Origin of the sequence: Streptomyces sp. NPDC088252, from assembly GCF_044740965.1 — a bacterium.
In the GTDB taxonomy this organism is placed as follows: domain Bacteria; phylum Actinomycetota; class Actinomycetes; order Streptomycetales; family Streptomycetaceae; genus Streptomyces.
The window spans coordinates 179,067-201,951 of record NZ_JBIURS010000009.1; the positions used below are offsets into that span (position 1 = coordinate 179,067).

Consider the following 22,885-nt stretch of genomic DNA (forward strand, 5'->3'; position numbering starts at 1 on the left):
GATCACTCCTTGACAGCACCGGCGAGCAGGCCGGAGACGAAGTGGCGTTGAAGGGCGAGGAAGACGATGATCATGGGAATGGCGGCGACGGCCGTTCCGGTGAGGATGGCCCCGTAGTCGGTGTCGTCGACGCCCTGCAGCGAGGCGAGTGCGACGGGAATGGTGAGGGAGGCATCGTCGCGCAGCACGATGAGGGGCCAGATGAAGTCGTTCCACTGGTAGAGGAACAGGAAGATGCCCAGTGCTGCCAGGGCGGGCCTCATCGGCGGCAGGACGACCCGCAGGAACAGACGCAGTTCGCCGCAGCCGTCCATGCGGCCGGAGTCGAGCAGCTCGTCGGGGAGCGCGGCCATCGACTGGCGCATGAGGAAGATGCCGAACGGAAGCGCCAGATTGGGCATGATCACTGCCTGATACGTGTTGAGCCAGTGCAGCTCGGCCATCATCTTGAACAGGGGAACCAGTGTGACCTGGGTCGGGATGACCAGCCCCAGCATCAGCATGCCGAAGAGCGCATCACGGCCCTTGAAGCGGTACTTGGTGAAGGCGTAGCCGGCCAGTGTGCAGACGGCTCCAGCGCAGACTGTGTAAATGACCGCGATGAGCAGGGAGTTGAGCACGATCTGCCCGAAGGATGCGGTCTCCTGCAGGCTGGAGAGGTTCTTGCCGAGGTCCCCGCCGGGAAGCAGTGGCGGTGTGGAGTCGAAGATCTCGTCTGTGCTGTGGGTGCTGGCGATGACGAGCCAGTAGAAGGGAAGGAGTACGGCGGCGAGCGCGATGGCCAGCCCCGAGGTCAGCAGGATGCCGCGGCCCGGGCGGTGCAGGCCGGTGCGTGGTGCGCGGGCGGCGCCACGTGCGGGGGTCGTCATGATGTGTCTCCCAGGACCCGGAACTGGATCAGGCCGAGGACTCCGATCAGCACCGCAAGGACGTAGGCGATGGCCGACGCGTAGCCGAAGTCGAAGTACGTGAAGGCGTTCTGGTACAGGTACACGCCGATGGTCAGCGTCGCGTTGTCGGGGCCGCCGTGGGTGAGGATGTACGGCTCGTCGAAGATCTGCAGGGTGCCGATGGTGGAGAGCACCGTGGCGAGGAGGATCGCCGGACGCAGTCCCGGAAGCGTCACGTGACGGAAGGACTGCCAGGCTCCGGCCCCGTCGACCGAGGCGGCGTCGTACAGCTCCTTGGGAATGGTCTGCAGACGGGCCAGCAGAATCACCGCGTTGTAACCGGTGTAGTGCCAGGTCAGTGCCAGACCGAGGGAGATCTTTGCCCACAGCGGATCAGTCAGCCACGGCACTTCGCCGATTCCGACGAGCGAGAGCAACCAGTTGACCAGCCCGTACTTCTCGTTGAGCAGGACGGAGAAGATGACACCGTACGCCACGAGGCCGGTGACCATCGGCATGAAGAATCCGAGCCGGAACACCGAACGCGCCCGCAGGAAAGCCGAGTTGAACGCGACGGCCAGGCCAGTGGCAAGCGCCAGCATGATCGGCACCTGGACCACCAGGATGACTGCCGTGTTCTTCAGCGCCGTCCAGAACAGCGGGTCGTCCAGCAGTCGCTTGTAGTTGTCCGCTCCGACGAAGGTGTCCACGCCGTCGACCGTCTTGTGGAGGCTGAGAATGAACGACCAGCCGATCGGGTAGAGCTTGAAGGCGGCGAACAGCAGCACGGCGGGTAGGATGAAGGCGTACGGCGCGAGACGGCGGGCGCTCAAGCGCGGTGGTCGGGAGTCGCGCACATCCGCCGGTCGCACCGTGCGGGTCGGGGAAGTGGCAACGCTCATCGGGCGACCTTGCGTCCGGTCTGGGAAGCGAGCTGATCCGCCGCCGCACGCAGCACTTTGGCCGGGTCGGCGCCCTTGAGCAGCACCTTCGTCTGGGCGTCGGTGACCACCTTGAGTGCTCGGGCGTAGTCGGAGGTGTAGTTGTACGCCGGCGAGGGCGCCTTGAGGGCACCGAAGAAAATCTCACCCTTCTTCTGACCGCCGAAGAACTTCGACGGCTCGTGGAAGACCGGATCGTCGTACGCCTTCAACAGGGCCGGGGCGATCCCCTTGCCCCGGTAGATCTTGACCTGCGACTCGGGCCGCGTCAGCACGAACTCCACGAAGTTCCAGGCCGCGGCCTGGTGCTTGCTGGTACCGGCAACGGCCAAGTACGTGGAGTTCACGGTGGCGGCGGTGGTCCCACCGCGGCGTACGGACGGGGGCAGACGCACACCCCACTTGCCCGCCTGGTCGGGGACCGTCTCCTCGATGATGCCGCCGAACCAGGTCGGCCACGGCAGGACCGCCGCCGTTCCCTTCTTGATCGAGCTGATCAGCGCGTTCCAGCCGCCGGAGATGTCGCTGACGAGCCCGGCGTCGTTCATCTTCTTGATGAGCGACATGGCACGCACGGCCTCGGCGGAATCGAGGGTGATGTCGCCGTCGGTGTTGAAATAGAAGCCGCCCTGGAGCTGGAGCAGCAGCTGGAAGAAGTTCGCCGAGTCCGGCTGCGAGGCGGGCTTGTCGATCCCCAGAAGGTACTTGCCCGTCTTCTTCTTGATCTTCTTGCCGGCCTCGATCGCGTCGTCCCAGGTGTCGAGCGCTTCGACATCGACACCGGCCTCCTCGAAGACATCGGCGCGGTAGTAGAACCCGGCCGAGTTCGCCTCCCACGGAAGCGCGTTCACGCGCCCGCCGTTGGGCGAGACCGTCTCCCACAGGCCCTTCGCGAAGGCGTCCTGGTACTTGTGGGCTCCCAGCTTGCCGAGATCGGCGAGCTGGCCCGGGAAGCGGTCCACGTATCCGGGCAGGTAGTCGACGCCTATGTGGAGTACGTCCGCGAGGCCCGCCCCTCCGGCTGCCATGCCCGTGGTGATCTTGTCCCAGATCGCCGGGTTCCCGATGTCCTGCACGGTCACCTTGATGTCCGGATACTTCTTGTTGAACGCCGGAACCAGTGCCCGCATTTCCGCCGCCGGGCCCTGCCAGCTCCACACCGTGACTGAGCCCTTGGTGGCGTCACCGGCACCGCCTCCCGGAGCGCCTGTGCTGCCGGTGCCGGAGCAGGCGGTCAGGCTGCCGAGGCCCGCTCCTGCGGCAAGCACGCCGCCCACTCCAAGAACTCTGCGACGACTCATGTCCATGAGATGACCACCCCTACATGCGGCTCGGACATCGACCGAACGCCAGGTCGACTGGAGGAAGTTAGCAACCAGCCAATCCAACTTGCAATGGTTGATTGAAAATTTTCTGATCGATTCCGCATCGCAAGTCTGCAGGACTATTGCAACTCGTCGCGTGCCGCTGCTAGCTTTCGGCCACTCATTCGAGCCCCGTACTGGAGTACGCCATGAGGCATCGCCGTCCTGCCCGCCTGGCAGTCGTAGCCACACTCGCCACACTCGCCCCGTTCGCACCGCTGACCCTGGGCAGTCCGGCCATCGCAGCCACCTCAGCGCTGACCCTCAGCAATCCCGGATTCGAGCACGGCACCACGGGCTGGACGTTCACTTCCGGCACCGGAGTCGCCACCAACGCACCGCACGGTGGCGCAAAGCTCGCGTACCTGGATGCCGGAAGCGACAACAAGGTGGCGCAGACCACCACGGCGTCCGGTGACGGTACATACGACTTCTCCGCCTGGATCGCCACCGGCGGCCCGGGCGGAAGGTTCGTCGCCCGGGTCAACGGCGCGCAGGCCGGTGCGGTGGATCTGCCCAGCCGGTCCGGCTACGCCCGGTACACGATCAGCCGGGTGTCCCTGAAAAGCGGCGACCAGCTGGAGCTCGCCTTCGAGTCCGGCAGCAGCTGGGTCAACGCCGACGACATCATGGTCTCCCCGGCGGCCCCGGTCGACCCGGAGATCTCGTCCTCCGACCCGAAGGTCGTCGAGATGTTCAACTGGTCGAAGCGCAAGGCCAACAGCTGGGTCCAGATGCCCGGCACGACCGGTCCGCTGAACGTCGACGAGGGCAACCGGTCCGGAACCGGCACCGGGACGTACGGCCCGTCCTACTGGGCCGGGTACGCGCATCGCAGCGCCTACTACTCACGCGACATGGCCCACCAGCTCGCCGGCGCCTCCGTCCTCGGACTGAACGAAGCGAACAAGGCCATGCTGCGTGCCTTCGCCGACTCCGCGACGCCCGAGCACAAGTACTACCCCGTATGGGCCATCAACTTCGACAACAAGACATACCTCTCGATCGACTACCGGAGCCCGACCTCCTTCGTCCGAGAGGTCCCGGCCACGTTCGAGCTGGTGGAGAAGGCCAAGCACGCCTACCGCTGGAGTGGCGACAGCGCCTACGTCAACGACGGCACGCTCTGGGACTTCTACAAGCACGCGACCAAGGACTTCGTCGAACTCCACGACGCCAACAAGCCCAACGGCGTCGCCGAAGGCACCGGCAACGGCATCTTCGCGGGCGCCGCCAGCTACAACGAGGTCGGAGAGGAGCACCTGGCCGAGTCCGGGGACTCCATCGGATCCCAGTACCAGGCCTACCGGGCGATGTCCGACCTGGCCGCCGCCAAGGGCGACAGAACCCTGTCCAAGAAGTTCCAGCAGAAGGCCGACAGCCTCAAGGCCTACTTCAACGACACCTGGAGCGGCTCCGGCTCAGGGGCCGACATGGTTCGCGGCTACACCACCGACGGCAAGGCACTCACCGGCTGGGGCAAGGAGAACAGCTGGTTCATGCCCATGAAGCAGATCATCAATCCGGGGGCGCGCGCCGACGCCTACCTCGACTACGTCGACGAGCAGGCCGGCGGCAGCGGCAAGCCGTCCAACATCGAGGCGATCAGCTACCTGCCGGACACCTTCTTCGCCTACGAGCACAACGACACGGCCTGGAAGTGGATGCAGTCTGTCTACGACAAGCGGAACGACCAGCACCCGGCGTCCAGCCAAGGCCCCAACGGCGACTACCCAGAAGTCTCCTACACCCTGCTGAGCCAGACCGTCGAGGGCCTCATGGGCGTGCAGCCCAACGCCCCGAGGCGCGCCCTGAGCACCCAGTCCCGCATGCCCGCCGGAATGGACTGGCTGCAGATCAAGGACATCAAGATCGGCGGCAGCACCTTCACCCTGCGTCATGACGGTGCCACCAAGTCGACCCTGACCAACGCCACGGGTTCGGCCCGCTACAAGTGGGAGGCCCGCTTCCCCGGCAGCCACTCGACGATCAAGGTCAACGGCGTCCCTCAAGCTGTCAAGACGAAGACCGTCAACGGAAAGACCTGCACCTACGCAAAGGTGTCCGTCGCCCCTGGACAGAAGGTCACCGTGCACGTCTCGTAACGAAGGAGTGTCATGAATCAGTACTCCAGACGGACTTCTTCGTCGGCGTTGGTCAACGGCTCGGGTGTGGGGAGTGCAGCGGGCTGGGACGGGGGTGGGGCGGTGTTTGCGGGGTCGTCCCACGAAGGTGCGGCCGTGCTGCTTGTAGTGGCGACGTTCCGGGCAGCCCGCGCGCATGAGCAGTGCACCAACGGGCGTGCGGGAAGAGAGACTTGCTGAGCTGGCCACCAGCTGTCCGTCCCAGGGGTTCCGCAGATCGTCGATGCGCACTACCCCGACTCTCCGACGGCCGCGGCGTTCACCAGCCGAGACTGCAGCCGCGCTCGGAAGCGGAGATTGCGTTCGTGGGCATCGGCCCGGGAGCCGGCCGCTGGCTCAAGGAGGCCGGACCTGCCGACGTGGTCCGTATCCGCGCCAAGACGGCCCGTGCCGTCGAGCTCGCCACGGTCATGGGCTCCGACAGCGTTGATCAGGCCTTGAGGCTGGCCGCGACCGCCGGACGCTTCGCCGACGACGACCTGCTCTCCATCCTGGAGCATCTCGCGGCGAACAGACCCGTCGGCGAGTTCGCGCGCGCGGACGAGGCGCACTCCGTCCAGAGCGGCACGATCGGATGGAAGGCCCTGGGCCAGTAGGCCGCAGTCCCAGGGCAGTTGAAGGCCAGCCGATCGGGGTCAGTCACCGAGGAACCACCGATACAGGTGCAACCCGCGCTCGACGACCTGGCACAACTCGCGGGCCTGCACGACCCAGACACCACCACAGGCGGCGGGAAGCCGGTCGAGTTCCGCCGGCGGCAGCGGCAGCCTCCGCTGGTTGAACACCGCGTCCCCATGCGGGGTCAGGGCCCGCGGCATCGGGAAGTTCGCCGGGTCCAGGTCCGCGAAGGCAGCGGTCCACTCCACCCCGGCCTTGGCGCGAGCCACGATGTCTCCCCGCCGTCACCACGCACCGCCATACTGATCACTCGCCGAGCCTATCGGCGCCCACCCCGACCAGCGAAGAACGACCTCCCGGACCACGCGTCGCGCAGCCACCGCACCGCCGCGCAGGGCCGGGCCGTGTTCGCCGACTGGCAGGAGGCCCGCGCCACGCCCATGGCACGCACCATCACGGCCCCGACCACCGCACGACCGCTCGCGCCGGCGCATGACGTCGCGAAAGCCGACGCCGACGGCCCGCAGCGGGCGCCGCAGGGGCCGCGGACGACCCATTGCGTCCGCGCAGGGAATACCGCCCACGAGCAACCTGACGAGTCGTCACCACGTGGGGCCCGGCCGGGCCCCACGTGGTGAAGCGTTGTTACACAACGATCATTGAGTGCCTCCGAGCGCCCCCGGAATACTTCAAGTCCTCGGGGCCGCAAAGAATTCGAGAGCGCCCCATGCGGGCCGGGCCCTCGCCCGCCCGATTCACTCCTGAGCAGGGGCAATCTTGCGTAAACGATCAAAACAGGCGTATGCCGCCGTGGCTGCGGCCGCCGTCGTCCTGACGGCGGGCATGACCGGCCCGGCATCGGCGAGGACCAGCGGCCCGGACCCGGCATTCCCGGTCGTCGCCAAGGACACGGGGGCGGTCGGCAAGGCCGTGCGCACCGTCACCCTGATCACCGGTGACCGGGTCCTCGTGGACTCCCGTGGCCGGGTCGGCGGCATCCAGCGGGCGAAGGGCAGACAGGACATTCCCTTCTTCACCCGGACCTACGACGGCCGTACCTATGTGGTGCCGCGTGATGCCCGGCGGCTGATCGCCGACGGCACGCTGGACCAGCGGCTGTTCGACATCACCGGACTCACCGAACCGGAGAGCCTCAAGGCCAACCGGGCCGGCCTCAAGGTGATCGTCGGCTACCGGGGGTCGGCGGCCGGGTCCGCCCGCGCCGAGGTGCGTTCCTCCGACGGCACCACCGTCCGCCGGACCCTGTCGGCCCTCGACGCCGACGCCGTCACCAGCACCACCGACAACGCGGGTTCCCTGTGGGACGCGCTGACCCGTCGGCGGGGCGACGGTTCGGTGGCCACGACCTCCGGCATCGCGCGAATCTGGCTGGACGGCGTACGGAAGGCGTCGCTCGATCGCAGCACCGGCCAGATCGGCGCTCCGGCGGCCTGGGCCCGCTCCTACGACGGCACCGGTGTGAAGATCGCCGTCGTGGACACCGGAATCGACGCCACCCACCCGGACCTGACGGGCCGGGTGGTGGCGGAACGGAACTTCAGCGGCTCACCGGACGCCCGGGACCGGGTCGGACACGGCACGCACGTGGCCTCCATCGCCGCCGGTGCGGGGGCCAAGGACGCCCGGTTCAAGGGCGTGGCGCCCGGGGCCCGGTTGATCAACGCCAAGGTGCTGGACGATCAGGGCAACGGTGACGACTCCAGCGTCCTGGCGGGGGTCGACTGGGCCGTCGCCCAGGGGGCCGACATCATCAATATGAGTCTGGGCAGCCCCGACACCCCGGGGATCGATCCGCTGGAAGCCCAGGTCGACAAGCTCTCCGCCGAGAAGGGCGTCCTGTTCGCGGTGGCCGCGGGCAACAGCGGGCCGGGCCGGGGCACGGTCGCGTCCCCCGGCAGCGCCGACGCGGCGCTGACGGTCGGTGCCGTCGACGACGACGACCTGATCGCCGACTTCTCCAGCGTCGGGCCCCGCATCGGGGACGGCGCCGTCAAGCCCGACATCACCGCGCCGGGCGTGGACATCACGGCGGCAGCGGCGAGCGGCACGCCGGACCAGAACCCTCCCGGATACGTCAGCAAGAGCGGCACGTCGATGGCGACCCCGCACGTCGCGGGCGCCGCGGCGATCCTCAAGCAGAAGAACCCCGCCTGGACGGGCGCACAGATCAAGGCGGCCCTGACGGGCTCGGCCAAGGGCGGCTCCTACTCGGTCTTCCAGCAGGGGGCGGGCCGGCTCGCTGTCGACAAGGCGATCGACCAGACGGTCGTCTCCGAACCGGCCTCGGTCGGCCTGGGTACCCAGCAGTGGCCCCACACCGACGACACACCCGTCGCCAAGCAGGTGAGGTACCGCAACAGCGGCACCACCGACGTGACGCTGGACCTGTCGCTGGAGGCGCCCACCGGCGGGGACGAGAAGCCCGCCCCGGCCGGGTTCTTCACCCTCGGGGCACAGCGGATCACGGTCCCGGCCGGCGGTACCGCCGCCGTGGACCTGACGGCCGACACCCGGCTCGGCGGTACGGTCGACGGTTCGTACTCGGTCACGGTCGTCGCGTCCGGAGGCGGCCGGAGCGTGCGCACCGCGGCATCGGTGGAGCGTGAGGCCGAGTCGTACGACGTCACCTTCAACACCGTCGGACGGGACGGTGCGGCCAGTACCAACTGGCAGGCCGACCTGAAGGGCTACGGCGGGTCCGCCACGGGCCTTCGGTTCTTCCCGGACCTGTCGTCGGGCTCCGCCACGGTCCGACTGCCGCGAGGTACCTACAGTCTCGCCGCCGACATGCTGGTCGACCCCACTGCCCCGGGCAAGGGCGTCGACCTGATCAACAACCCGCGGTTCTCGGTGACCGGTCCCACCACGGTCACCCTCGACGCCCGGACCACCCGGCCCGTCGACTTCAAGGTGCCGGACGCGGCCGCACGCTACACGCGCGCCGGAATGATGTACACCGTGAGCACACCCGAGACCCTCATCATCGAGGGGGGCGAGTTCGGCAGCTTCGACCATCTGCGCACCGCGTACCAGGGACCCGAGATGGACGACGGCGCCCTCGTCCAGCAATGGTCCGCGCACTGGCAGCGGGGCAGCAACGAGTACAACGTCCTCACCGGCGGCCCGGTCAAGGAACTGGCCACCGGTTACAGCAAGACCTACAAGCCCGGGGACATGGCCCTGGTGAAGGCGAAGGTCGGATCGTCCGTACCGGGCCTCGACGGCGCCCTCGCGGCACACGGCGTACTGGACTACGGAGGCGGCGTCGAGGCCCCCTACACCGTGCAGCCGGCGCCGGGAACGCGCAACGTGTATCTGTCCACGGCCGACGGGGCTGCCTGGAACATCGTCGCGGGAGTGCTGGGCGGGGCGGATCCCTCGGGCCAGCGGAACTTCGATGCCGTCTACGGCCTCGACGAGCCGCGGCGGTACAAGGCGGGGGAGACGTACACCGAGACCTACAACGTCGGTGCACCGGGGCCGCGGATGAACGAGAACGAGGGGATCGTGCGCGACGGCGACACCATCTTCGGTTCGCTGCCGCTGGTCAGTGACGGGGCGGGCCATTTCGGGATCGCCCGGTACTCGGGTGCGAGCACCACCGTCCACCGCAACGGTGAGCTGTTCGTGAAGAAGGACGTCGCCATCGACCAGGAGCCCTTCGCGCTGCCGTCGGAACCCGCCACGTACACGGTGTCGACCACGATCCACCGGGACCCGGAGGTCAACCGTACCGGGACCCGGATCGACGCCTCGTGGACCTTCGACTCGGCCCGCACCGAGAGCCCGACCATGCTCCCGGTCTCCACGGTCCGCTTCCTGCCGCGGCTCGCGCTGGACTCCACCGTTCCGGCAGGCGGCAAGCAGACCGTCCCCGTCGAGGTGCAAGGCGCGGCGGCCGGCGCCGACCTGAAGACCCTGCGGGTCCTGGTGTCGTACGACGACACGACGTGGCTGCCCGTCCCGGTCACGGCGGACAGGGTCACGGTGAAGGCCCCGGCGAAGGGCAAGGCGATCTCGCTGAAGGCCGTCGTCACCGACAAGGACGACAACGAGTCGACGGTCACCATCCACAACGCCTTCTTCGGCAGGTGAGGCGAGACCGGGCCGGCAACCAGGGGCGCCGCGCAACCGGATGAGAGATCGACGGGCGGAGCACGGCCCCGGGTGAGCCGGGACGAGCGGCCCGCCGGAACCGATGTTCCGGCGGGCCGCTCCTTCCCGTGCCGCCGCCACCCGGGGTCGGTGCGGGAACGACGCCGACTCGTCCGCACGATACGGAGGCCGGCTCCTCGACCGGTGCCGGGCCAGGCGCCCGCCCGCCGCCACGGCTCAGCGTGTCGGCACCCGGACCGGTCGAACGGGGCAGTCGGCCGGGGCGAGGCGCCCGTCCTGCCCGACCAGGGTCACGGACACAGCCCCCTGCGCATGCGCCGCGAACGCGGCCGTGCAGACGATCTGGCCGCGGGCGGCGGCAGTCAGCCCTTTCACCCGCAGACGCAGCATGACCTCGACGGTGCGGTCACCCATGACGATCCGGTTCGCGGCGGACGCCGCACGAGACAGCGAAGCGGCATTGTGGAACCCGGCCCGCCGTTCGGCCTTGTCCGGTCCGGCGAGCAGGGCGGTGACGGCCGCGAGTGGTGAGGGGGACTCGCCCATCCCCGCGCCCGGCGGGGACGAACCGCCGAGGCCGTCCCGTCCGGGCGACTCGTCCGGACGGGACGACGCGTCATCCGACCCGGCGGAGCCCGCGGTTCCGTTCTGCCACGGTGCTTCGACGGTTCGTGGCACGGGCAGCAGTTCGTCGTCGGGGGAGAGGAAGAACAACAGCATCCGTTCCTCGCGCGGGGGAAGCAGATCGGCGACAACCGGCCTGCCGGCCTCGATCACGGCCGTCTCCTGGATGCCGCAGCCCACGAGCGGGCCCCCGGCGAGCATCAGCAGCGCGGCGAGTCGGACCGTCCGACGCCCACGGAACGGCGACTTCTTCACGCGATGGTCTCCGTCCGGTCGCGGCTCTCCGCCGCCCCCGTGCCACCGTGCGCGCGTGACGGACCGTCCGGCGCTCCGCTCCCGGACATGGGCCCGTCGAAGGGCAGCTCCACAGTGAACAGGGCGCCGCCGCCGGCCGCGTTCCGCGCGTGGACCGTGCCGCCGTGCAGGTGCACGTTCTCCTTGGTGATCGCGAGCCCGAGGCCGCTTCCCGACGAGCGGGAACGCGCGGCGTCCGCCTTGTAGAAGCGGTCGAAGATGTGCGGCAGAGCGTGCGGTGGGATCCCGGGGCCGCTGTCGTGCACCTCGGTGATCAGCGCGTCCCCGCGTGCCGACAGCCGCACGGTGACCGGTTCGGCACCATGGCGCAGGGCGTTGCCGACCAGGTTGGCCACGATGACGTCGAAGCGGCGCGTGTCGAGGCGGATACGCAGGCCGTCGGGGAGTTCGGCGCGGACCCGGCCGAGCCACTGCCTGCCGGACAGGGTGTTACGCACGGCCTCCGCCGCGTCCACCTCATCGGTGTTGAGTTCCGCCGCGCGGGCGTCGAAACGGGAGATCTCCATCAGATCCTCCACCAGCACGGCGAGTTTGCCGGTCTCGGCGCTGATCAGGCGCACCGCCCGAGCGGTGTTCGGGGCGAGCGTCCCGGCCTCCTCGTCCACCACGTCCGTGACGGCGAGCATCCCGGCGAGCGGGGTGCGCAACTCGTGCGAGACGTCCGAGGCGAAGCGCCGGGCCCGTGCTCCGGCTTCCCGCAACTCCTCCACGGAGCGTTCGAGGCGGGCCGCCGACTCGTTGAACGTCCTGGCCAGGTCGGCCATCTCGTCCCGGCCGCGTACGGTGATACGTGTGTCGAGCTGCCCGCCGCCCATGGAGTGTGCGGCGCGCCGCAGTTCACGGACGGGGCGCAGCACGCTGCGCGCCGCGAGCAGTGCGGGCACCAGGGCCACGGCCAGCCCCGGCAGGGCGCCGTCGCGGGCAGCGGTCACCAGGGAGTCGATGTCGACGTCCTCGTTCGTCATGGGCATCACGGCGAAGAGAACCAGGCCGCTCGGCACCGCGGCGCCACCGGCGACGACTCGGGTCATCACCGGCATCCCGATGGTCAGATACGCGTTCCCGTCCTTGACGACCCGCTCGAAGCTGCCGTGTGCCGAGGTGAGCGTGGTGCGGCGCAGTTCCGGGGTGAGAACACCGGAGACGGGCCGGTCACCCGAGGAGACGCGCAACGAACCGTACTCGGCGAAGACGATCCACGGATGTGGTTTGGCGCGCGCCGCGATGTCGTAGAGGTCCCACCGCAGCGCATCCGGATCCAGGGGCAGGCGGGGGACGAACTGCTCGACCTCCTCGCGGAAGGAGGTGACAGCCGTGTCCTGCGCACGCACGAGAACCGCGTTGCGCGCCTGCCGATAGGTCAACGCGGCGGTCGTGACCGCGCTGACAGCGGCCACCAGCAGGAACGCGATCACCAGCCGGGTGCGCAGCCCGAACGCGGCGGCCGCTCCGGGCATCCTCACAGCGGACCGAAGCGGTAGCCGTAGCCCCGCAGGGTCTGAATGTAGCGAGGATCGCGGGACGGATCCTCGATCTTGGCGCGCAGTCGGCGCACACAGGCGTCCACCAGGCGGATGTCGCTGTGGAAACTGTGATCCCAGACCTCCTTCAGGAGCCGCTGCCGGCTGAAGACCTGTTCCGGTACCGCGGACAGGTGCAGCAACAGCTTCAGTTCGGAGGGCGCGAGGGCGACCGGGTCGCCCGACCTGAGGACGGTGTGACCGGCGCGGTCGATGTCGAGTTCACCGTGGTGCTCGACGGCGGGCCTTGCGTCGATCGGGCTCTCGGCGCGGCGCAGCACGGCACGTATGCGGGCCTCGATGACTTCGGTGCGGGCGGGCTTGACGATGTAGTCGTCCGCGCCCGCCTCCAGGCCGACGACGATGTCGACGTCGTCGCCGCGCGCGGTCAGCATGATGATCGGTAACTGGCTGGTCTCGCGTACCCGGGAGCACACCTGGACGCCGCTCATCGCGGGGAGCATCAGGTCGAGCAGCAGGATGTCGGGGTGAAAGGCACCCAGCGCCTCAAGGCCCGCCTCGCCGGTCACGGCGGCGTGGACCTCGTGCCCGCGCTGGCACAGCCCGATCTCGACGCCCTCGCGCACGGAGGGGTCGTCTTCGACGAGGAGGACGCGTGGCATGGCGGTGTCTCCGGGATCGTGGGGAGTGGTGGGTCGTCAGGGTTTGGGCGACTGGGGGCGGGGAGGAACCGGCGAGCGGATGACCGCGTGCGCGACGGCCCGCGTGCTGCGGGTCGTCCGACATCCCGAGTCAGTGGTCCGGGCGCGGACCTGCCCGGTGCGGCAGCGCGTCCGGCCCGGTCGGCCGCGGAAGCCGTGCCGGCCGTGCGAACGCGGCGGCGGCCGCCACCGACGCGTCGGTGGTGCCGGCGAACGGCTCTCCCGGCTCTGCCCCGTCCGGCGCGCGGGAGACCAGGAGCATGAGATCGCGACGGGGCATGTCGTACTCCAGGAGGTGGGGCAGCGGTGGATACCCATACTCGCAGGCGTGTGCGAGGCGATGACAGGCGGTCAGTTGTGCCGGGTGTGACCGGTTTCGTTACGGGCCGGGGTGAACGGGATGCGTGGATCGCGCCCCTCGCGCCGTCGACGGGCAGAATCCGATCAAGCCCACTTCACCACCGACCCCACATCTGGTCCGACAGCATCACGGGAAGGTCCGAGCAGCGGTGACAGCAGAGGCGTGGGGGAGTCGGCTGACGACGTACGGGGCCGTTCGGCGCCTACCACGCTCGTCCTGGCCAGTGACAACGGCGGAACCGACGCCCGTGTCCACCCAGAGCAGGGCGAAGTTCTCGGCCAAGGTCCCGTGCTCGTCCTGCTGCTCTGCCATCGCGGCCAGGTTCGCGCGGTGCCCAGGGCCTTCCGCAGCAGCGCCAGCATTGCGGGCGTCTCCCACCTGGCCAGGCCCTTGGACTTGACCAGACCGCCCCCGTCGCGGCCCACCGGGCTCGGCATGCCGATGACGGTGCGGTGGATGCGGCGAGGTGTCAGGCCCGTCCGGCCGAGGGTCGAGGCGAACGCCTCGTGGACGGTGCGGCACGAGGACTTCGCCGATTCCTCGGGCAGTGCGACGGATGCGGTGGACACGACCCGGCCGAGGATGTCGAGATCCTGGCCTCCGCTGTCCGGGGCGTCACGTGGATGCCAGCGGCGTGGGACAGTCCGGGCACGACGCCGTACGGCCCCACCGAGAGGAGGATTGGTACGTTCCGCCTTGCTGCTTCTGACCTCGCCTCCCCTCCCCACTCCCACCAGTCCACGGGATTGGTGGCGTGCTGCTGGAGATACGGCGACCGGCCATGGACCGGTCGATTCACCATGACGGCGGTATCCCGGCCGATCGGCCTGCTGCGCGGAGCCTCCAATCAACACTCCGAGGAACTGGCGGCGATGACCAGTTCTTGCCGGGTAGTGAGGTTTGCGGAGTTGATGGCGTGGGAGCTGCGGTAGCGCGGGGCATGGAGCCCAGCTGGTCAACGTCCTCGGCGGGTATGTCGAACACGATGGCTGTGGCACGCTGGGTGAACGGCAGAGAGTACTCGGTGTGCAGGTCGGCGCTGCCGCCGCTGGTGGCAGGCCCCGGTTCGTGGTGTCTCAGCTCCCCCCGGTGGCGCGGTGGCCGTGGCGGAAGAGCGGGGCCGCCGTGTCGAAGGGGACGTCCTCGCGGGATGCGGCAACGGCGGCGTCCGAGGCGGGGAGGTCGAACGGGAGCGTGCCGGTCATCGGGGCGCGGCCGAGCGCGGCGTCCAGCACGACCTCGTCCGCGGCGCCGAACTCGCCGATCAGCAGGGCCGCGTGCGGGGCGAGCGGGGTGAGCACCGCGGGCCGCTCCAGCTGCGCAGCGAAGGCCGTCGGGACGGCGGCCGCCAGGGCGGTGAGGCGCTCGACCTCGGCCGGGTCGAACTCCAGCGAGCCGCTGTGGAAGTGCTGCTCCAGCATCCCTTCGCGCCGCTCGTACGGAGTGGCGAGGCGGACCACGGCCAGCTCCGCCAGCTCCGGGTCCGCGACGACGGTGCCGTAGCCGGCGGCGACGGCGGGGTCGATGCCCTCGACGTACAGCCGGGTCGCGGTGCGCGGCCCGCCGGCGAGGTGGACCACGGAGCGGCGCTGGACCTCGCGCCCGAGCGCCCGGCCGTCCGGGGCGCCGACCAGTTCGACGGCCGCGTCCGGGTCGACGTACGGGGCGTCGAACAGGCCGAGGCGGAACTTGTCCCGCAGGATCCGGCGCACCGACTCGTCGAGCCGGGTCTCGGTGACGGCGCCGGAGCGGACGGCGGTCAGGATCAGCTCCGGGTCGGTCTCGCCGCCGAGCTGGTCGGCGCCCGCGTCCAGGGTGAGCGCGACCTGCTCGGCGACCGACAGCTCCTCGACGCCCCAGTGCCGCGGCCGTCCAGCTGCGCATCCTGCCCGCCACCGGCTGGACCCCGTTCGCCGAGGACCCGGCCGAGAACCTGCGCCACCTGGTGCTGCCCGCCCTCACCCTCGGCCTCACCGAGGCCGCCGTGTTCACCCGCACCCTGCGCGGGCAACTGCTCGACACCCTCGACCAGCCGTACATCGCCGCCGCCCGCAGCCGCGGCATGGGCACCACCCGGCTGCTGCTGCGCCGCGCCCTGCGGCCGTCCAGCCTGCCGCTGGTGACGCTGGTCGGGATCGGCATCGGGACCTCGCTGGGCGGCTCGGTGCTGGTCGAGTCGCTGTTCGCGGTGCCCGGCGTCGGCAGCCTGGCCGCCGGGGCCATCTCCGGCCGGGACTTCCCGGTCGTCCAGGCCGTGGTGGTGGTCAGCGCCGTCGGCGTGGTCGCGGCCACCTTCGCGGTCGACCTGCTGTACCGCACGATCGACCCGAGGATCGCCCATGAGCACCGCTGAGAACCTGAGCACCGCCGAGAGCCTGAGCACCGCCGAGAGCCTGAGCACCGCCGAGCCCGCCGCCGTGACCGTTGTCCAGGCGCGCACCGCCCGCTGCCGGCCCCCCGCCGGCGTGCTCGCAGCCGCGGCCTGGCTGGCCGTGGTCGCCCTCGCCGCCCTGCTGCTGCCTCTGCTGCCCGGCTTCGACCCGCTGCACGGCGACTTCGCCCACCCCGCCGCGGCCCCCGGCCCCGGCCACTGGCTGGGCACCGACGGCGCCAGCCGGGACGTCCTGCAGCGCACCGTCGCCGGCGCCCGCGCCTCCTTCACCGTCGCCGCCCTCACCATCCTGGTCGGCCTGCTCGGCGGCGGCATGCTCGGCCTGGCCGCCGGCTGGTTCCGCGGCCCGCTCGACAAGGCGATCGGCTTCGCGACCGACCTGCTGATGTCCGTGCCCAGCCTGATCCTGGTGATGATCGTGGTCTCGCTGCGCGGCCCCAGCATCACCGTGATCGGCACGCTGATCGGGCTGTTCACCGTCCCCCACTTCACCAGGGTGGTGCGCGCCGTCGTGCTCTCGCTCAGCGAACGCGGCTTCGTCCAGGCCGCCCGCATGCTCGGCACCGCCCCGCTGCGCATCCTGCGCCGCGAGATCGTCCCGCACGTCGTACCGGCCGCCCTCACCTTCGCCTTCACCGCCACCACCGTCGCCATCGTCGCCGAGGGCTCGCTCGGCTTCCTCGGCTTCGGACTGCGCCCGCCGGAGCCCTCCTGGGGCGGCATCATCGCCGAGGGCCGCACCGCCCTCGGCAGCGCGCCGTGGATCTCGCTGGCGCCCGCCGCGGTGCTCTGCCTGACCGTCCTCGCCCTCAACTACCTCGGGGAGCACCTGCGTTCGGGCGCTCCCACCGCCCCGAAGGGAGCGCGCGGATGACCTCCGCACCGCCCGTCCTCGACGTCCGCTCGCTGGACACCGTGCTGCACAACCCCGACGGCCGGACCCTGCACGTCCTGCACGGCGTCAGCCTCACCATCGCGGCCGGCGAGTGCCTCGGCGTGGTCGGCGAGTCCGGCTCCGGCAAGTCCGTGCTCGCCCGCACCGTCCTCGGCGTCGAGTCGCGCACCACCAGGGCCGTCGCCACCGGCTCGGTACTACTGAACGGCGAGGACCTGCTCGCCGCCACCCGCACCCGCCGCGCCGAACTGCTCGGCACCGGCATCGCCATGGTCCACCAGGACCCGATGACCTCGCTCAACCCGGTGGTCCGGATCGCCGACCAGGTCACCGAGTCCCTCACCAACCGGAGCCGGCTCTCCCGGCGCGAACGGCTGCGCACTGCCACCGGGTTGCTCGCCGCCGTCGACGTCCCCGACCCCGCCCGGCGGGCCCGCGCCCACCCGCACGAGCTCTCCGGCGGCCTGCGCCAGCGCGTCGGCATCGCCGCCGCCCTGGCCGGCGAACCCGCCCTGTTGCTCGCCGACGAACCCACCACCGCCCTCGACGTCACCGTCCAGCGCACCGTCCTCGACCTGCTCGACCAGCACCGGCACCGCCGCGGCCTGGCCACCCTGCTGATCACCTACGACATCGGCCTGCTGTACGGGCGGGCCCGCCGGATCGCCGTCATGTACGGCGGCCGGATCGTCGAGACCGGCCCCACCGAGGCCGTCACCCGCCACCCCCGGCACCCCTACACCGCGGCCCTGCTGCGTTCCGTACCGCGGGTCACCGGCCCGCTGCGCCGCACCCTGCCCGCGATCCCCGGCTCGCCGCCCGACCTCACCTGGCCCACCCCCGGCTGCCCCTTCGCCCCGCGCTGCGACCGGGCGACCGAACTCTGCACCACCACCGCCCCGCCCACCCGCGCCGCGTCCGACGGCCACACCGCCGACTGCCACTTCCCGCTCACCGCGCCCGACGAACCGGAGGCCGCGGCATGACCACCGCCGTCCTGGAGGCCACCGGCCTCAGCGTCGTCCACCGCACCCGCTCCGGCCCGCTGCACGCCGTCAGCGGCGTCGACCTGGCCCTGTACCCGCGCCGCACCCTCGCCCTGGTCGGCGAGTCCGGCTCCGGCAAGAGCAGCATCGCCAAGGCGCTGCTGCGGCTGCCCCCGCCCACCACCGGCACCGTCACCCTCGACGGCACCGACCTCGCCACCCTCTCCCCGCGCGCCCTGCGGGCCGTCCGGCCCCGCCTCCAGTTGGTCTTCCAGGACCCGCTCTCCTCCCTCAACCCGCGCCGGCGCGTGCGCGACATCGTCGCCGAGCCCCTCGACGCCCACCCCGACCCGGCCCGCGACCGCGAGGAGGTCGTCACCCGGCAGCTGGAGTCCGTCGGCCTGCCGCCCGCCCTGTTCGGCGACCGCCGCCCCCACCAGCTCTCCGGCGGACAGGCCCAACGGGTCGCCATCGCCCGGGCCTTGGCCGCCGGACCGCGCGTCCTGATCGCCGACGAGGCGGTCTCCGCCCTCGACGTCTCCGCCCAGGCCACGGTGCTCAACCTGCTGCGCGGGCTCACCGAGGAACGCGGACTGGCCGGCCTGTTCATCTCCCATGACCTCGGCGTCGTCCGGGCGGTCAGCGACGAGGTGGCCGTGCTCCAGCTCGGCCGCATCTGCGAGCGCGGCCCCACCGAGGCCGTCCTCGCCGCCCCGGCCCACCCCTACACCGCCGCCCTGCTCGCCGCCGTCCCCGAACCCGGCCGCCCACTGCGCGACACCGGCCTGCTCCCCGCCGACCCGCCCTCCCCGCTCGCCCCGCCCAGCGGCTGCCGCTTCCGCACCCGCTGCCCGCTGGCCGACACCCGCTGCGCCACCGAGGAGCCTCGGCCTCGGGAGGTGGCACCCGGCCGCACGGTGGCCTGCCACCGGCCGCTGGTCGGCACCACGGAGGCCTGACCGGCCGGGCACGGAAAGGCGCCGGTCACTCTGAGCTGCATGTCACTTCGCCGGAGCTTCGGGAGAACAGGGCACGCGGCGACGGCGGCGGGCGCGGGCTGCGCTGCTTCTGGGACCGGACCGAGGCTGTGCGCGCGGTATGGCGGCCTCGGTGAGCCGCCCGCCGACGCCTTCGGACTGGCCGGGAGACCTCACGGCCAGGACATCTGGCTGCACCAGCCCGATCGCGTCACGTGAGGCGTCGATCCCCGCCGAGACCCGCCAGGATTCAGGGCGACCAGAAAACTCTGCGTCTCACCTCGTCTCACACATCTCTCACAGACGAGTGCGCACGGGAGCACGCGAGAGGCTCTGACCTGGATTATCGCTGTCGCCACGGACCACGGCGGACCAGGTGGACATTACATAAGCTAGGGAGCATGGCCTACGAGATTCCGGTGACGCAAGCCCGAGCTGAGCTCGCCGAACTGATCAACCGCGTCGTCTACGGCGGTGAGCGAGTGGTCGTGACGCGGCACGGCAAGCCGCTCGTGGCACTCGTATCGGCCGCTGACCTGGAGCGACTGGAGAACGATGAGGCGGCCGCGGAGGAGCAGGTGATCAGCTCCGTCTCCTCGATCGGTTCCTCGGTGTCCGCTTCCGGCGAACGGCGGCGCTTCGGTATCGCGGCGGAGCACCAGGGGACTGACGAGCGGGGCCGCTGAGCGTCGGTCGAGGTCCGTGGCGCGTGGACGGTGGCCGGACGTGGCCACGATCCCCACGCGCCGGGGAGGACACCGATGGCCGCCCGACGGCAGGAGGCTCGCGCCGAAGGCGCTGCCCCGCCGACTGCGGCGTCGGATGCCGTGCATCGCAAGGCACAGGGACGTCCGCGTACTGGATGGACGCGGACGTTCCGACGACGCGGCGAGATGCCGTGACTGTCGTCGTGCGCCCGCCAAGGATCACGGGACAGCCCTTACGGCCAGCCTCAGTTAACGCGCCGGAAAAACTTCGGCTCTAGCGTGCATACCTCGCCGCGAGGCACCCGTTCGACGTTCGGGAGTCCGTCGACGGCGGCTGGTGTCCGCTGCGCCCAGGGCCGGTACCGGGCACAGGACTGTGAGGTGGAGGCATGCAACTGACCCCGCATGAACAGGAACGCCTGCTCATCCATGTGGCTGCCGACGTGGCTCATCGGCGTCGGGCGCGCGGCCTGTGGCTGAACCATCCGGAGGCGGTCGCGTTGATCACCGCACATCTGCTGGAGGGCGCCCGCGACGGCCGCACGGTCTCCCAGTTGATGGCGTCGGGCCGCAAGGTGGTCGCCCGCGACGACGTCATGGACGGAGTGCCCGAGATGATCCATGACGTCCAGGTCGAGGCCACCTTTCCCGACGGAACGAAGCTCGTCACCGTCCACGAACCGATCGTCTGACGGGGCGTGGCGACGATGATTCCCGGAGAGATCCTCTACAGGGACGGGCCCGTGCCGTTCAACGAGGGCCGTGCCGTCACCCGCCTCACTGTTCTCAACGCCGCCGACCGGCCCGTCCAGGTCGGCTCGCACTACCACTTCGCCGAGGCCAATCCGGGCCTGGACTTCGACCGTACGGCCGCCCATGGCCTGCGGCTGAACATCGCCGCCGGGACCGCAGTGCGCTTCGAACCCGATATCCCCGGCGACATCGAACTCGTTCCACTCGCCGGGCGGCGCATCGTCCCCGGGCTGCGGGGCGAGACCGGAGGTGCCCTCGATGGCTGAACTCGACCGCGCCGTCCATGCCGATCCGTTCGGCCCCACGACCAGGGACCGCATCCGGCTGGCCGACACCGATCTGCTCGTCGAGATCGAGGAGGACCGCTCGGGCGGCCCGGGACTCTCAGGCGACGAGGCCGTGTTCGGAGGCGGCAAGGTGCTCCGCGAGTCGATGGGCCAGGCGCGCACGAGCCGCGCGGAACCGCCGCGCCCTGCGCATCGGGCTCGGCGGAGAGCAGCGGCACCCTCACCAGCCGTCTCACCGTGTACCGCGCCGGCCGTCCGCTGATCGACCAGCAGACGGCGTACGGTCCAGGAGCGCCCGGCGGCTGGGACGGTCCGGCCGTCCTGGGCGGGCACCGTGCAGTCGGTCAACTTCTCCTCGTCGACCCGTCGTTCGACGACACATGCCCCGAAGCGCGCCCGCTGGGACCGGGCGCCGTCCTCACTCCGCTCGCCGGACCGGCCGTGCTGGTGACGGCCCTCGCTCCCGACGCCCGTCTGCTGCGCGCCACCCTGGACAGCGCGATGAACGACGTACTCGGTGCCTCAGCGGGGTGAACACCGCTCAGCGGGACACGGGTGTCCGGTTATCGATTCGGTAAAGAAGTGTGCGTACGGCCTGTTCTCAGGAACCTCACAGACGACAGGATCCGCGGGAGGTCATGTAATGAAACGCGCCGCCACCGGCGGCGCTTCAGATGTGGGGGAGGTTCCACTTGAGACGCACAGCAGTGCTCGGCTCGGCCGGCGCTCTGATCGCGGGCACGCTCATAGCGGGCGCGGTGACCGCACCGGCGGCCACGGCCGAAGGCCGTCATCACGGTTCCGAGGCGCGTGGCGTACAGGTCGCCGCGGCACGGGCGGCCAGGTCCGGCATCGACTGGAAGGACTGTCCGGCCGACTGGGCCCTGGCCAAGCCGATCCAGTGCGGCTGGGTGACCGTGCCGCTCGACTACGCCAGGCCCGACGGCAAGCAGATCAAGCTCGCCGTCGACCGGCACGTCAGCACCGGCACGAAGGACGAGCGACAGGGCGCCCTGCTGTACAACCCGGGCGGGCCCGGCGGTTCGGGGATGCGGTTCCCCACCCGGATCACCAACAAGAACCCGCTCTGGGCGAACACGGCGAAGGCGTACGACTTCGTCGGCTTCGACCCTCGCGGCGTCGGCCACTCCGCGCCGATCTCCTGTGTCGATCCCCAGGAGTTCGTCAAGGCACCCAAGGCCGACCCCGTACCCGACTCCGAGGCCGACAAGCGCGCCCAGCGCAAGCTCGCCGCCGAATACGCGGACGGTTGCGCCCGGCGCAGCGGCGACATGCTGCCGCACATGACCACCCCGAACACCGCCCGCGACCTGGATGTCATCCGCGCCGCCCTCGGTGAGGAGAAGCTCAACTACCTGGGCGTCTCCTACGGCACCTACCTGGGAGCGGTCTACGGCACGCTCTTCCCGACCCACGTCCGCCGCATGGTGGTCGACAGTGTCGTCAACCCGGCCAAGGACAACATCTGGTACCAGGCCAACCTGAACCAGGACATCGCCTTCCAGGGGCGCTGGGACGACTGGAAGGCATGGGTCGCCAAGAACGACTCCGTCTTCCACATCGGCAACACCCCCGCGAAGGTCGAGCAGGCGTGGCTGGAGCTGCGCGCCGCCGCGAAGAAGAACCCGATCGGCGGCGTCGTCGGCCCCGCCGAGCTCATCGGCTTCTTCCAGAGCGCGCCGTACTACGACTCCTCCTGGGCGCCCGTCGCCCGGATCTGGAGCGACTACCTGGGCGGCGACACCCAGGCTCTGGTCGACGCGGCGGGCCCGGACATGTCCGACACCGCCGGGAACATCTCCTCGGAGAACGGCAACGCCGTGTACACGGCGGTCGAGTGCACGGACGCCAAGTGGCCCACCAGCTGGCAGAAGTGGGACCGCGACAACAGCCGGCTGCACAAGGAATACCCGTTCATGACCTGGGCCAACGCCTGGATGAACCTGCCCTGTGCGACCTGGTCGGCGAAGCAGCAGACCCCGCTGAACGTGAAGACCGGCAAGGGCCTGCCGCCGGTGCTGATCGTGCAGTCCACGCGTGACGCCGCCACCCCGTACGAAGGCGCCGTCGAACTGCACAAGCGCTTCAAGGGCTCGCGCCTCATCACGGAGCGGGACGCCGGTTCGCACGGCGTCACCGGTCTGGTCAACCCCTGCATCAACGAGCGGGTGGACACCTACCTGCTCACGGGCAGGACCGACCGCGACGACGTGACGTGCGCCCCGCACGCCACACCGAAGCCGTAGCACTCACAGCAGACGGACACGGGCGGCCGGTGGCCTCGAACCCCC

Annotated in this window: 22 protein-coding genes and 2 pseudogenes; 13 read left to right on the forward strand and 11 right to left on the reverse strand. The window is 70.4% G+C overall.

From position 1 onward, the window contains the following. Nucleotides 1-2: 2 nt before the first annotated feature. From ACIOHC_RS20460 to ACIOHC_RS20470, 3 genes are read right to left on the reverse strand one after another with little or no spacing between them, the layout of a single operon-like run. Entirely contained in the window at nt 3-869 is an 867-nt protein-coding gene (locus ACIOHC_RS20460) for a carbohydrate ABC transporter permease (RefSeq protein WP_351077727.1), read from the reverse strand. Next, nucleotides 866-1,792 (reverse strand): sugar ABC transporter permease, encoded by a 927-nt coding sequence (locus ACIOHC_RS20465; RefSeq protein WP_351077730.1) that lies wholly within the window; start codon nt 1,790-1,792, stop codon nt 866-868. Before ACIOHC_RS20465 ends, ACIOHC_RS20460 begins: the two co-directional genes overlap by 4 nt. Next, nucleotides 1,789-3,099, reverse strand: a complete 1,311-nt coding sequence (locus tag ACIOHC_RS20470) for an ABC transporter substrate-binding protein (protein ID WP_389636901.1) — start codon at nt 3,097-3,099, stop codon at nt 1,789-1,791. The genes ACIOHC_RS20465 and ACIOHC_RS20470 overlap by 4 nt, the downstream gene beginning before the upstream one ends. A 245-nt stretch (nt 3,100-3,344) precedes the next feature. On the opposite strand from ACIOHC_RS20470, the gene ACIOHC_RS20475 reads away from it, so the two are divergent. Continuing rightward, nucleotides 3,345-5,300 (forward strand): hypothetical protein, encoded by a 1,956-nt coding sequence (locus ACIOHC_RS20475; protein WP_389636900.1) that lies wholly within the window; start codon nt 3,345-3,347, stop codon nt 5,298-5,300. A gap of 344 nt (nt 5,301-5,644) precedes the next feature. Beyond that, complete coding sequence (locus ACIOHC_RS20480) at nt 5,645-5,935, forward strand: hypothetical protein (RefSeq protein WP_351077738.1); 291 nt, start codon at nt 5,645-5,647, stop codon at nt 5,933-5,935. 39 nt (nt 5,936-5,974) lie between these two features. Here ACIOHC_RS20480 and ACIOHC_RS20485 read toward each other — a convergent pair whose 3' ends face one another. Beyond that, a complete protein-coding gene (locus tag ACIOHC_RS20485) occupies nt 5,975-6,226 on the reverse strand; it encodes a hypothetical protein (RefSeq protein WP_401843397.1) in 252 nt (83 codons plus the stop codon). 508 nt (nt 6,227-6,734) lie between these two features. On the opposite strand from ACIOHC_RS20485, the gene ACIOHC_RS20490 reads away from it, so the two are divergent. Then, entirely contained in the window at nt 6,735-10,073 is a 3,339-nt protein-coding gene (locus ACIOHC_RS20490; RefSeq protein ID WP_401843400.1) for a S8 family peptidase, read from the forward strand. Between the two features lie 237 nt (nt 10,074-10,310). Here ACIOHC_RS20490 and ACIOHC_RS20495 read toward each other — a convergent pair whose 3' ends face one another. The 7 genes from ACIOHC_RS20495 to ACIOHC_RS20525 form a co-directional block, all read right to left on the reverse strand. Then, nucleotides 10,311-10,973, reverse strand: coding sequence for a hypothetical protein (locus ACIOHC_RS20495; RefSeq protein ID WP_351085234.1), 663 nt, complete (start codon nt 10,971-10,973; stop codon nt 10,311-10,313). Beyond that, a complete protein-coding gene (locus ACIOHC_RS20500) occupies nt 10,970-12,490 on the reverse strand; it encodes a HAMP domain-containing sensor histidine kinase (protein WP_351085232.1) in 1,521 nt (506 codons plus the stop codon). Before ACIOHC_RS20500 ends, ACIOHC_RS20495 begins: the two co-directional genes overlap by 4 nt. A 2-nt stretch (nt 12,491-12,492) precedes the next feature. Then, nucleotides 12,493-13,176 carry a response regulator transcription factor gene (locus ACIOHC_RS20505; protein WP_351085230.1) on the reverse strand — a complete coding sequence of 228 codons (684 nt, stop codon included), beginning with the start codon at nt 13,174-13,176 and terminating at the stop codon, nt 12,493-12,495. Nucleotides 13,177-13,306: 130 nt separating this feature from the next. After that, on the reverse strand, nt 13,307-13,495 hold the full coding sequence (locus tag ACIOHC_RS20510) for a hypothetical protein (RefSeq protein ID WP_351085228.1): 189 nt from the start codon (nt 13,493-13,495) through the stop codon (nt 13,307-13,309). A 207-nt stretch (nt 13,496-13,702) separates the two neighbouring features. Beyond that, entirely contained in the window at nt 13,703-13,888 is a 186-nt protein-coding gene (locus tag ACIOHC_RS20515) for a hypothetical protein (protein WP_351085227.1), read from the reverse strand. Nucleotides 13,889-14,045: 157 nt separating this feature from the next. Further along, nucleotides 14,046-14,378, reverse strand: a complete 333-nt coding sequence (locus tag ACIOHC_RS20520) for a DUF255 domain-containing protein (protein ID WP_389636899.1) — start codon at nt 14,376-14,378, stop codon at nt 14,046-14,048. A 274-nt stretch (nt 14,379-14,652) separates the two neighbouring features. Then, nucleotides 14,653-15,288 carry a hypothetical protein gene (locus ACIOHC_RS20525; RefSeq protein ID WP_351085226.1) on the reverse strand — a complete coding sequence of 212 codons (636 nt, stop codon included), beginning with the start codon at nt 15,286-15,288 and terminating at the stop codon, nt 14,653-14,655. A 230-nt stretch (nt 15,289-15,518) separates the two neighbouring features. Here ACIOHC_RS20525 and ACIOHC_RS20530 point away from each other — a divergent pair, with 230 nt between their 5' ends. The 10 genes and pseudogenes from ACIOHC_RS20530 to ACIOHC_RS20575 all read left to right on the forward strand — a co-directional run bounded on the left by ACIOHC_RS20530 (nt 15,519) and on the right by ACIOHC_RS20575 (nt 22,840). Then, the gene (locus ACIOHC_RS20530) at nt 15,519-15,929 is read left to right on the forward strand and encodes an ABC transporter permease (RefSeq protein WP_365693994.1); all 411 of its coding nucleotides are present in this window, start codon (nt 15,519-15,521) and stop codon (nt 15,927-15,929) included. Then, nucleotides 15,916-16,842: an ABC transporter permease gene (locus ACIOHC_RS20535; RefSeq protein ID WP_401843404.1), complete on the forward strand. Its 927-nt coding sequence runs from the start codon at nt 15,916-15,918 to the stop codon at nt 16,840-16,842. The genes ACIOHC_RS20530 and ACIOHC_RS20535 overlap by 14 nt, the downstream gene beginning before the upstream one ends. Beyond that, on the forward strand, nt 16,839-17,849 hold the full coding sequence (locus ACIOHC_RS20540) for an ABC transporter ATP-binding protein (protein WP_401843405.1): 1,011 nt from the start codon (nt 16,839-16,841) through the stop codon (nt 17,847-17,849). Before ACIOHC_RS20535 ends, ACIOHC_RS20540 begins: the two co-directional genes overlap by 4 nt. Continuing rightward, the gene (locus ACIOHC_RS20545; RefSeq protein WP_351085220.1) at nt 17,846-18,808 is read left to right on the forward strand and encodes an ABC transporter ATP-binding protein; all 963 of its coding nucleotides are present in this window, start codon (nt 17,846-17,848) and stop codon (nt 18,806-18,808) included. The genes ACIOHC_RS20540 and ACIOHC_RS20545 overlap by 4 nt, the downstream gene beginning before the upstream one ends. Nucleotides 18,809-19,227: 419 nt before the next feature. Continuing rightward, nucleotides 19,228-19,512, forward strand: coding sequence for a type II toxin-antitoxin system Phd/YefM family antitoxin (locus ACIOHC_RS20550; RefSeq protein ID WP_351085218.1), 285 nt, complete (start codon nt 19,228-19,230; stop codon nt 19,510-19,512). Between the two features lie 410 nt (nt 19,513-19,922). Further along, nucleotides 19,923-20,225 (forward strand): urease subunit gamma, encoded by a 303-nt coding sequence (locus ACIOHC_RS20555; protein WP_401843409.1) that lies wholly within the window; start codon nt 19,923-19,925, stop codon nt 20,223-20,225. A gap of 15 nt (nt 20,226-20,240) precedes the next feature. Further along, nucleotides 20,241-20,552, forward strand: a complete 312-nt coding sequence (locus ACIOHC_RS20560; protein ID WP_389636938.1) for an urease subunit beta — start codon at nt 20,241-20,243, stop codon at nt 20,550-20,552. After that, a pseudogene (gene ureC / locus ACIOHC_RS20565) lies at nt 20,545-20,748 on the forward strand (urease subunit alpha); the annotation flags it as partial. The gene ACIOHC_RS20560 and the pseudogene ureC, both read left to right, overlap by 8 nt. Before the next feature lie 29 nt (nt 20,749-20,777). Next, nucleotides 20,778-21,107 (forward strand): annotated as a pseudogene (locus ACIOHC_RS20570) (urease accessory protein UreD); the annotation flags it as partial. Between the two features lie 140 nt (nt 21,108-21,247). Then, a complete protein-coding gene (locus tag ACIOHC_RS20575) occupies nt 21,248-22,840 on the forward strand; it encodes an alpha/beta hydrolase (protein ID WP_365693979.1) in 1,593 nt (530 codons plus the stop codon). Nucleotides 22,841-22,885: the final 45 nt, after the last annotated feature.

What these genes read in the sequence shown, in the direction of transcription:
- ACIOHC_RS20460 (WP_351077727.1), bottom strand. Translation starts at nt 869, where the DNA reads ATGACGACCCCCGCACGTGGCGCCGCCCGCGCACCACGCACCGGCCTG.
- ACIOHC_RS20465 (WP_351077730.1), bottom strand. Translation starts at nt 1,792, where the DNA reads ATGAGCGTTGCCACTTCCCCGACCCGCACGGTGCGACCGGCGGATGTG.
- ACIOHC_RS20475 (WP_389636900.1), top strand. Translation starts at nt 3,345, where the DNA reads ATGAGGCATCGCCGTCCTGCCCGCCTGGCAGTCGTAGCCACACTCGCC.
- ACIOHC_RS20500 (WP_351085232.1), bottom strand. Translation starts at nt 12,490, where the DNA reads ATGCCCGGAGCGGCCGCCGCGTTCGGGCTGCGCACCCGGCTGGTGATC.
- ACIOHC_RS20505 (WP_351085230.1), bottom strand. Translation starts at nt 13,176, where the DNA reads ATGCCACGCGTCCTCCTCGTCGAAGACGACCCCTCCGTGCGCGAGGGC.
- ACIOHC_RS20510 (WP_351085228.1), bottom strand. Translation starts at nt 13,495, where the DNA reads ATGCCCCGTCGCGATCTCATGCTCCTGGTCTCCCGCGCGCCGGACGGG.
- ACIOHC_RS20515 (WP_351085227.1), bottom strand. Translation starts at nt 13,888, where the DNA reads ATGGCAGAGCAGCAGGACGAGCACGGGACCTTGGCCGAGAACTTCGCC.
- ACIOHC_RS20520 (WP_389636899.1), bottom strand. Translation starts at nt 14,378, where the DNA reads ATGGTGAATCGACCGGTCCATGGCCGGTCGCCGTATCTCCAGCAGCAC.
- ACIOHC_RS20535 (WP_401843404.1), top strand. Translation starts at nt 15,916, where the DNA reads ATGAGCACCGCTGAGAACCTGAGCACCGCCGAGAGCCTGAGCACCGCC.
- ACIOHC_RS20540 (WP_401843405.1), top strand. Translation starts at nt 16,839, where the DNA reads ATGACCTCCGCACCGCCCGTCCTCGACGTCCGCTCGCTGGACACCGTG.
- ACIOHC_RS20545 (WP_351085220.1), top strand. Translation starts at nt 17,846, where the DNA reads ATGACCACCGCCGTCCTGGAGGCCACCGGCCTCAGCGTCGTCCACCGC.
- ACIOHC_RS20550 (WP_351085218.1), top strand. Translation starts at nt 19,228, where the DNA reads ATGGCCTACGAGATTCCGGTGACGCAAGCCCGAGCTGAGCTCGCCGAA.
- ACIOHC_RS20555 (WP_401843409.1), top strand. Translation starts at nt 19,923, where the DNA reads ATGCAACTGACCCCGCATGAACAGGAACGCCTGCTCATCCATGTGGCT.
- ACIOHC_RS20560 (WP_389636938.1), top strand. Translation starts at nt 20,241, where the DNA reads ATGATTCCCGGAGAGATCCTCTACAGGGACGGGCCCGTGCCGTTCAAC.
- ACIOHC_RS20575 (WP_365693979.1), top strand. Translation starts at nt 21,248, where the DNA reads ATGTGGGGGAGGTTCCACTTGAGACGCACAGCAGTGCTCGGCTCGGCC.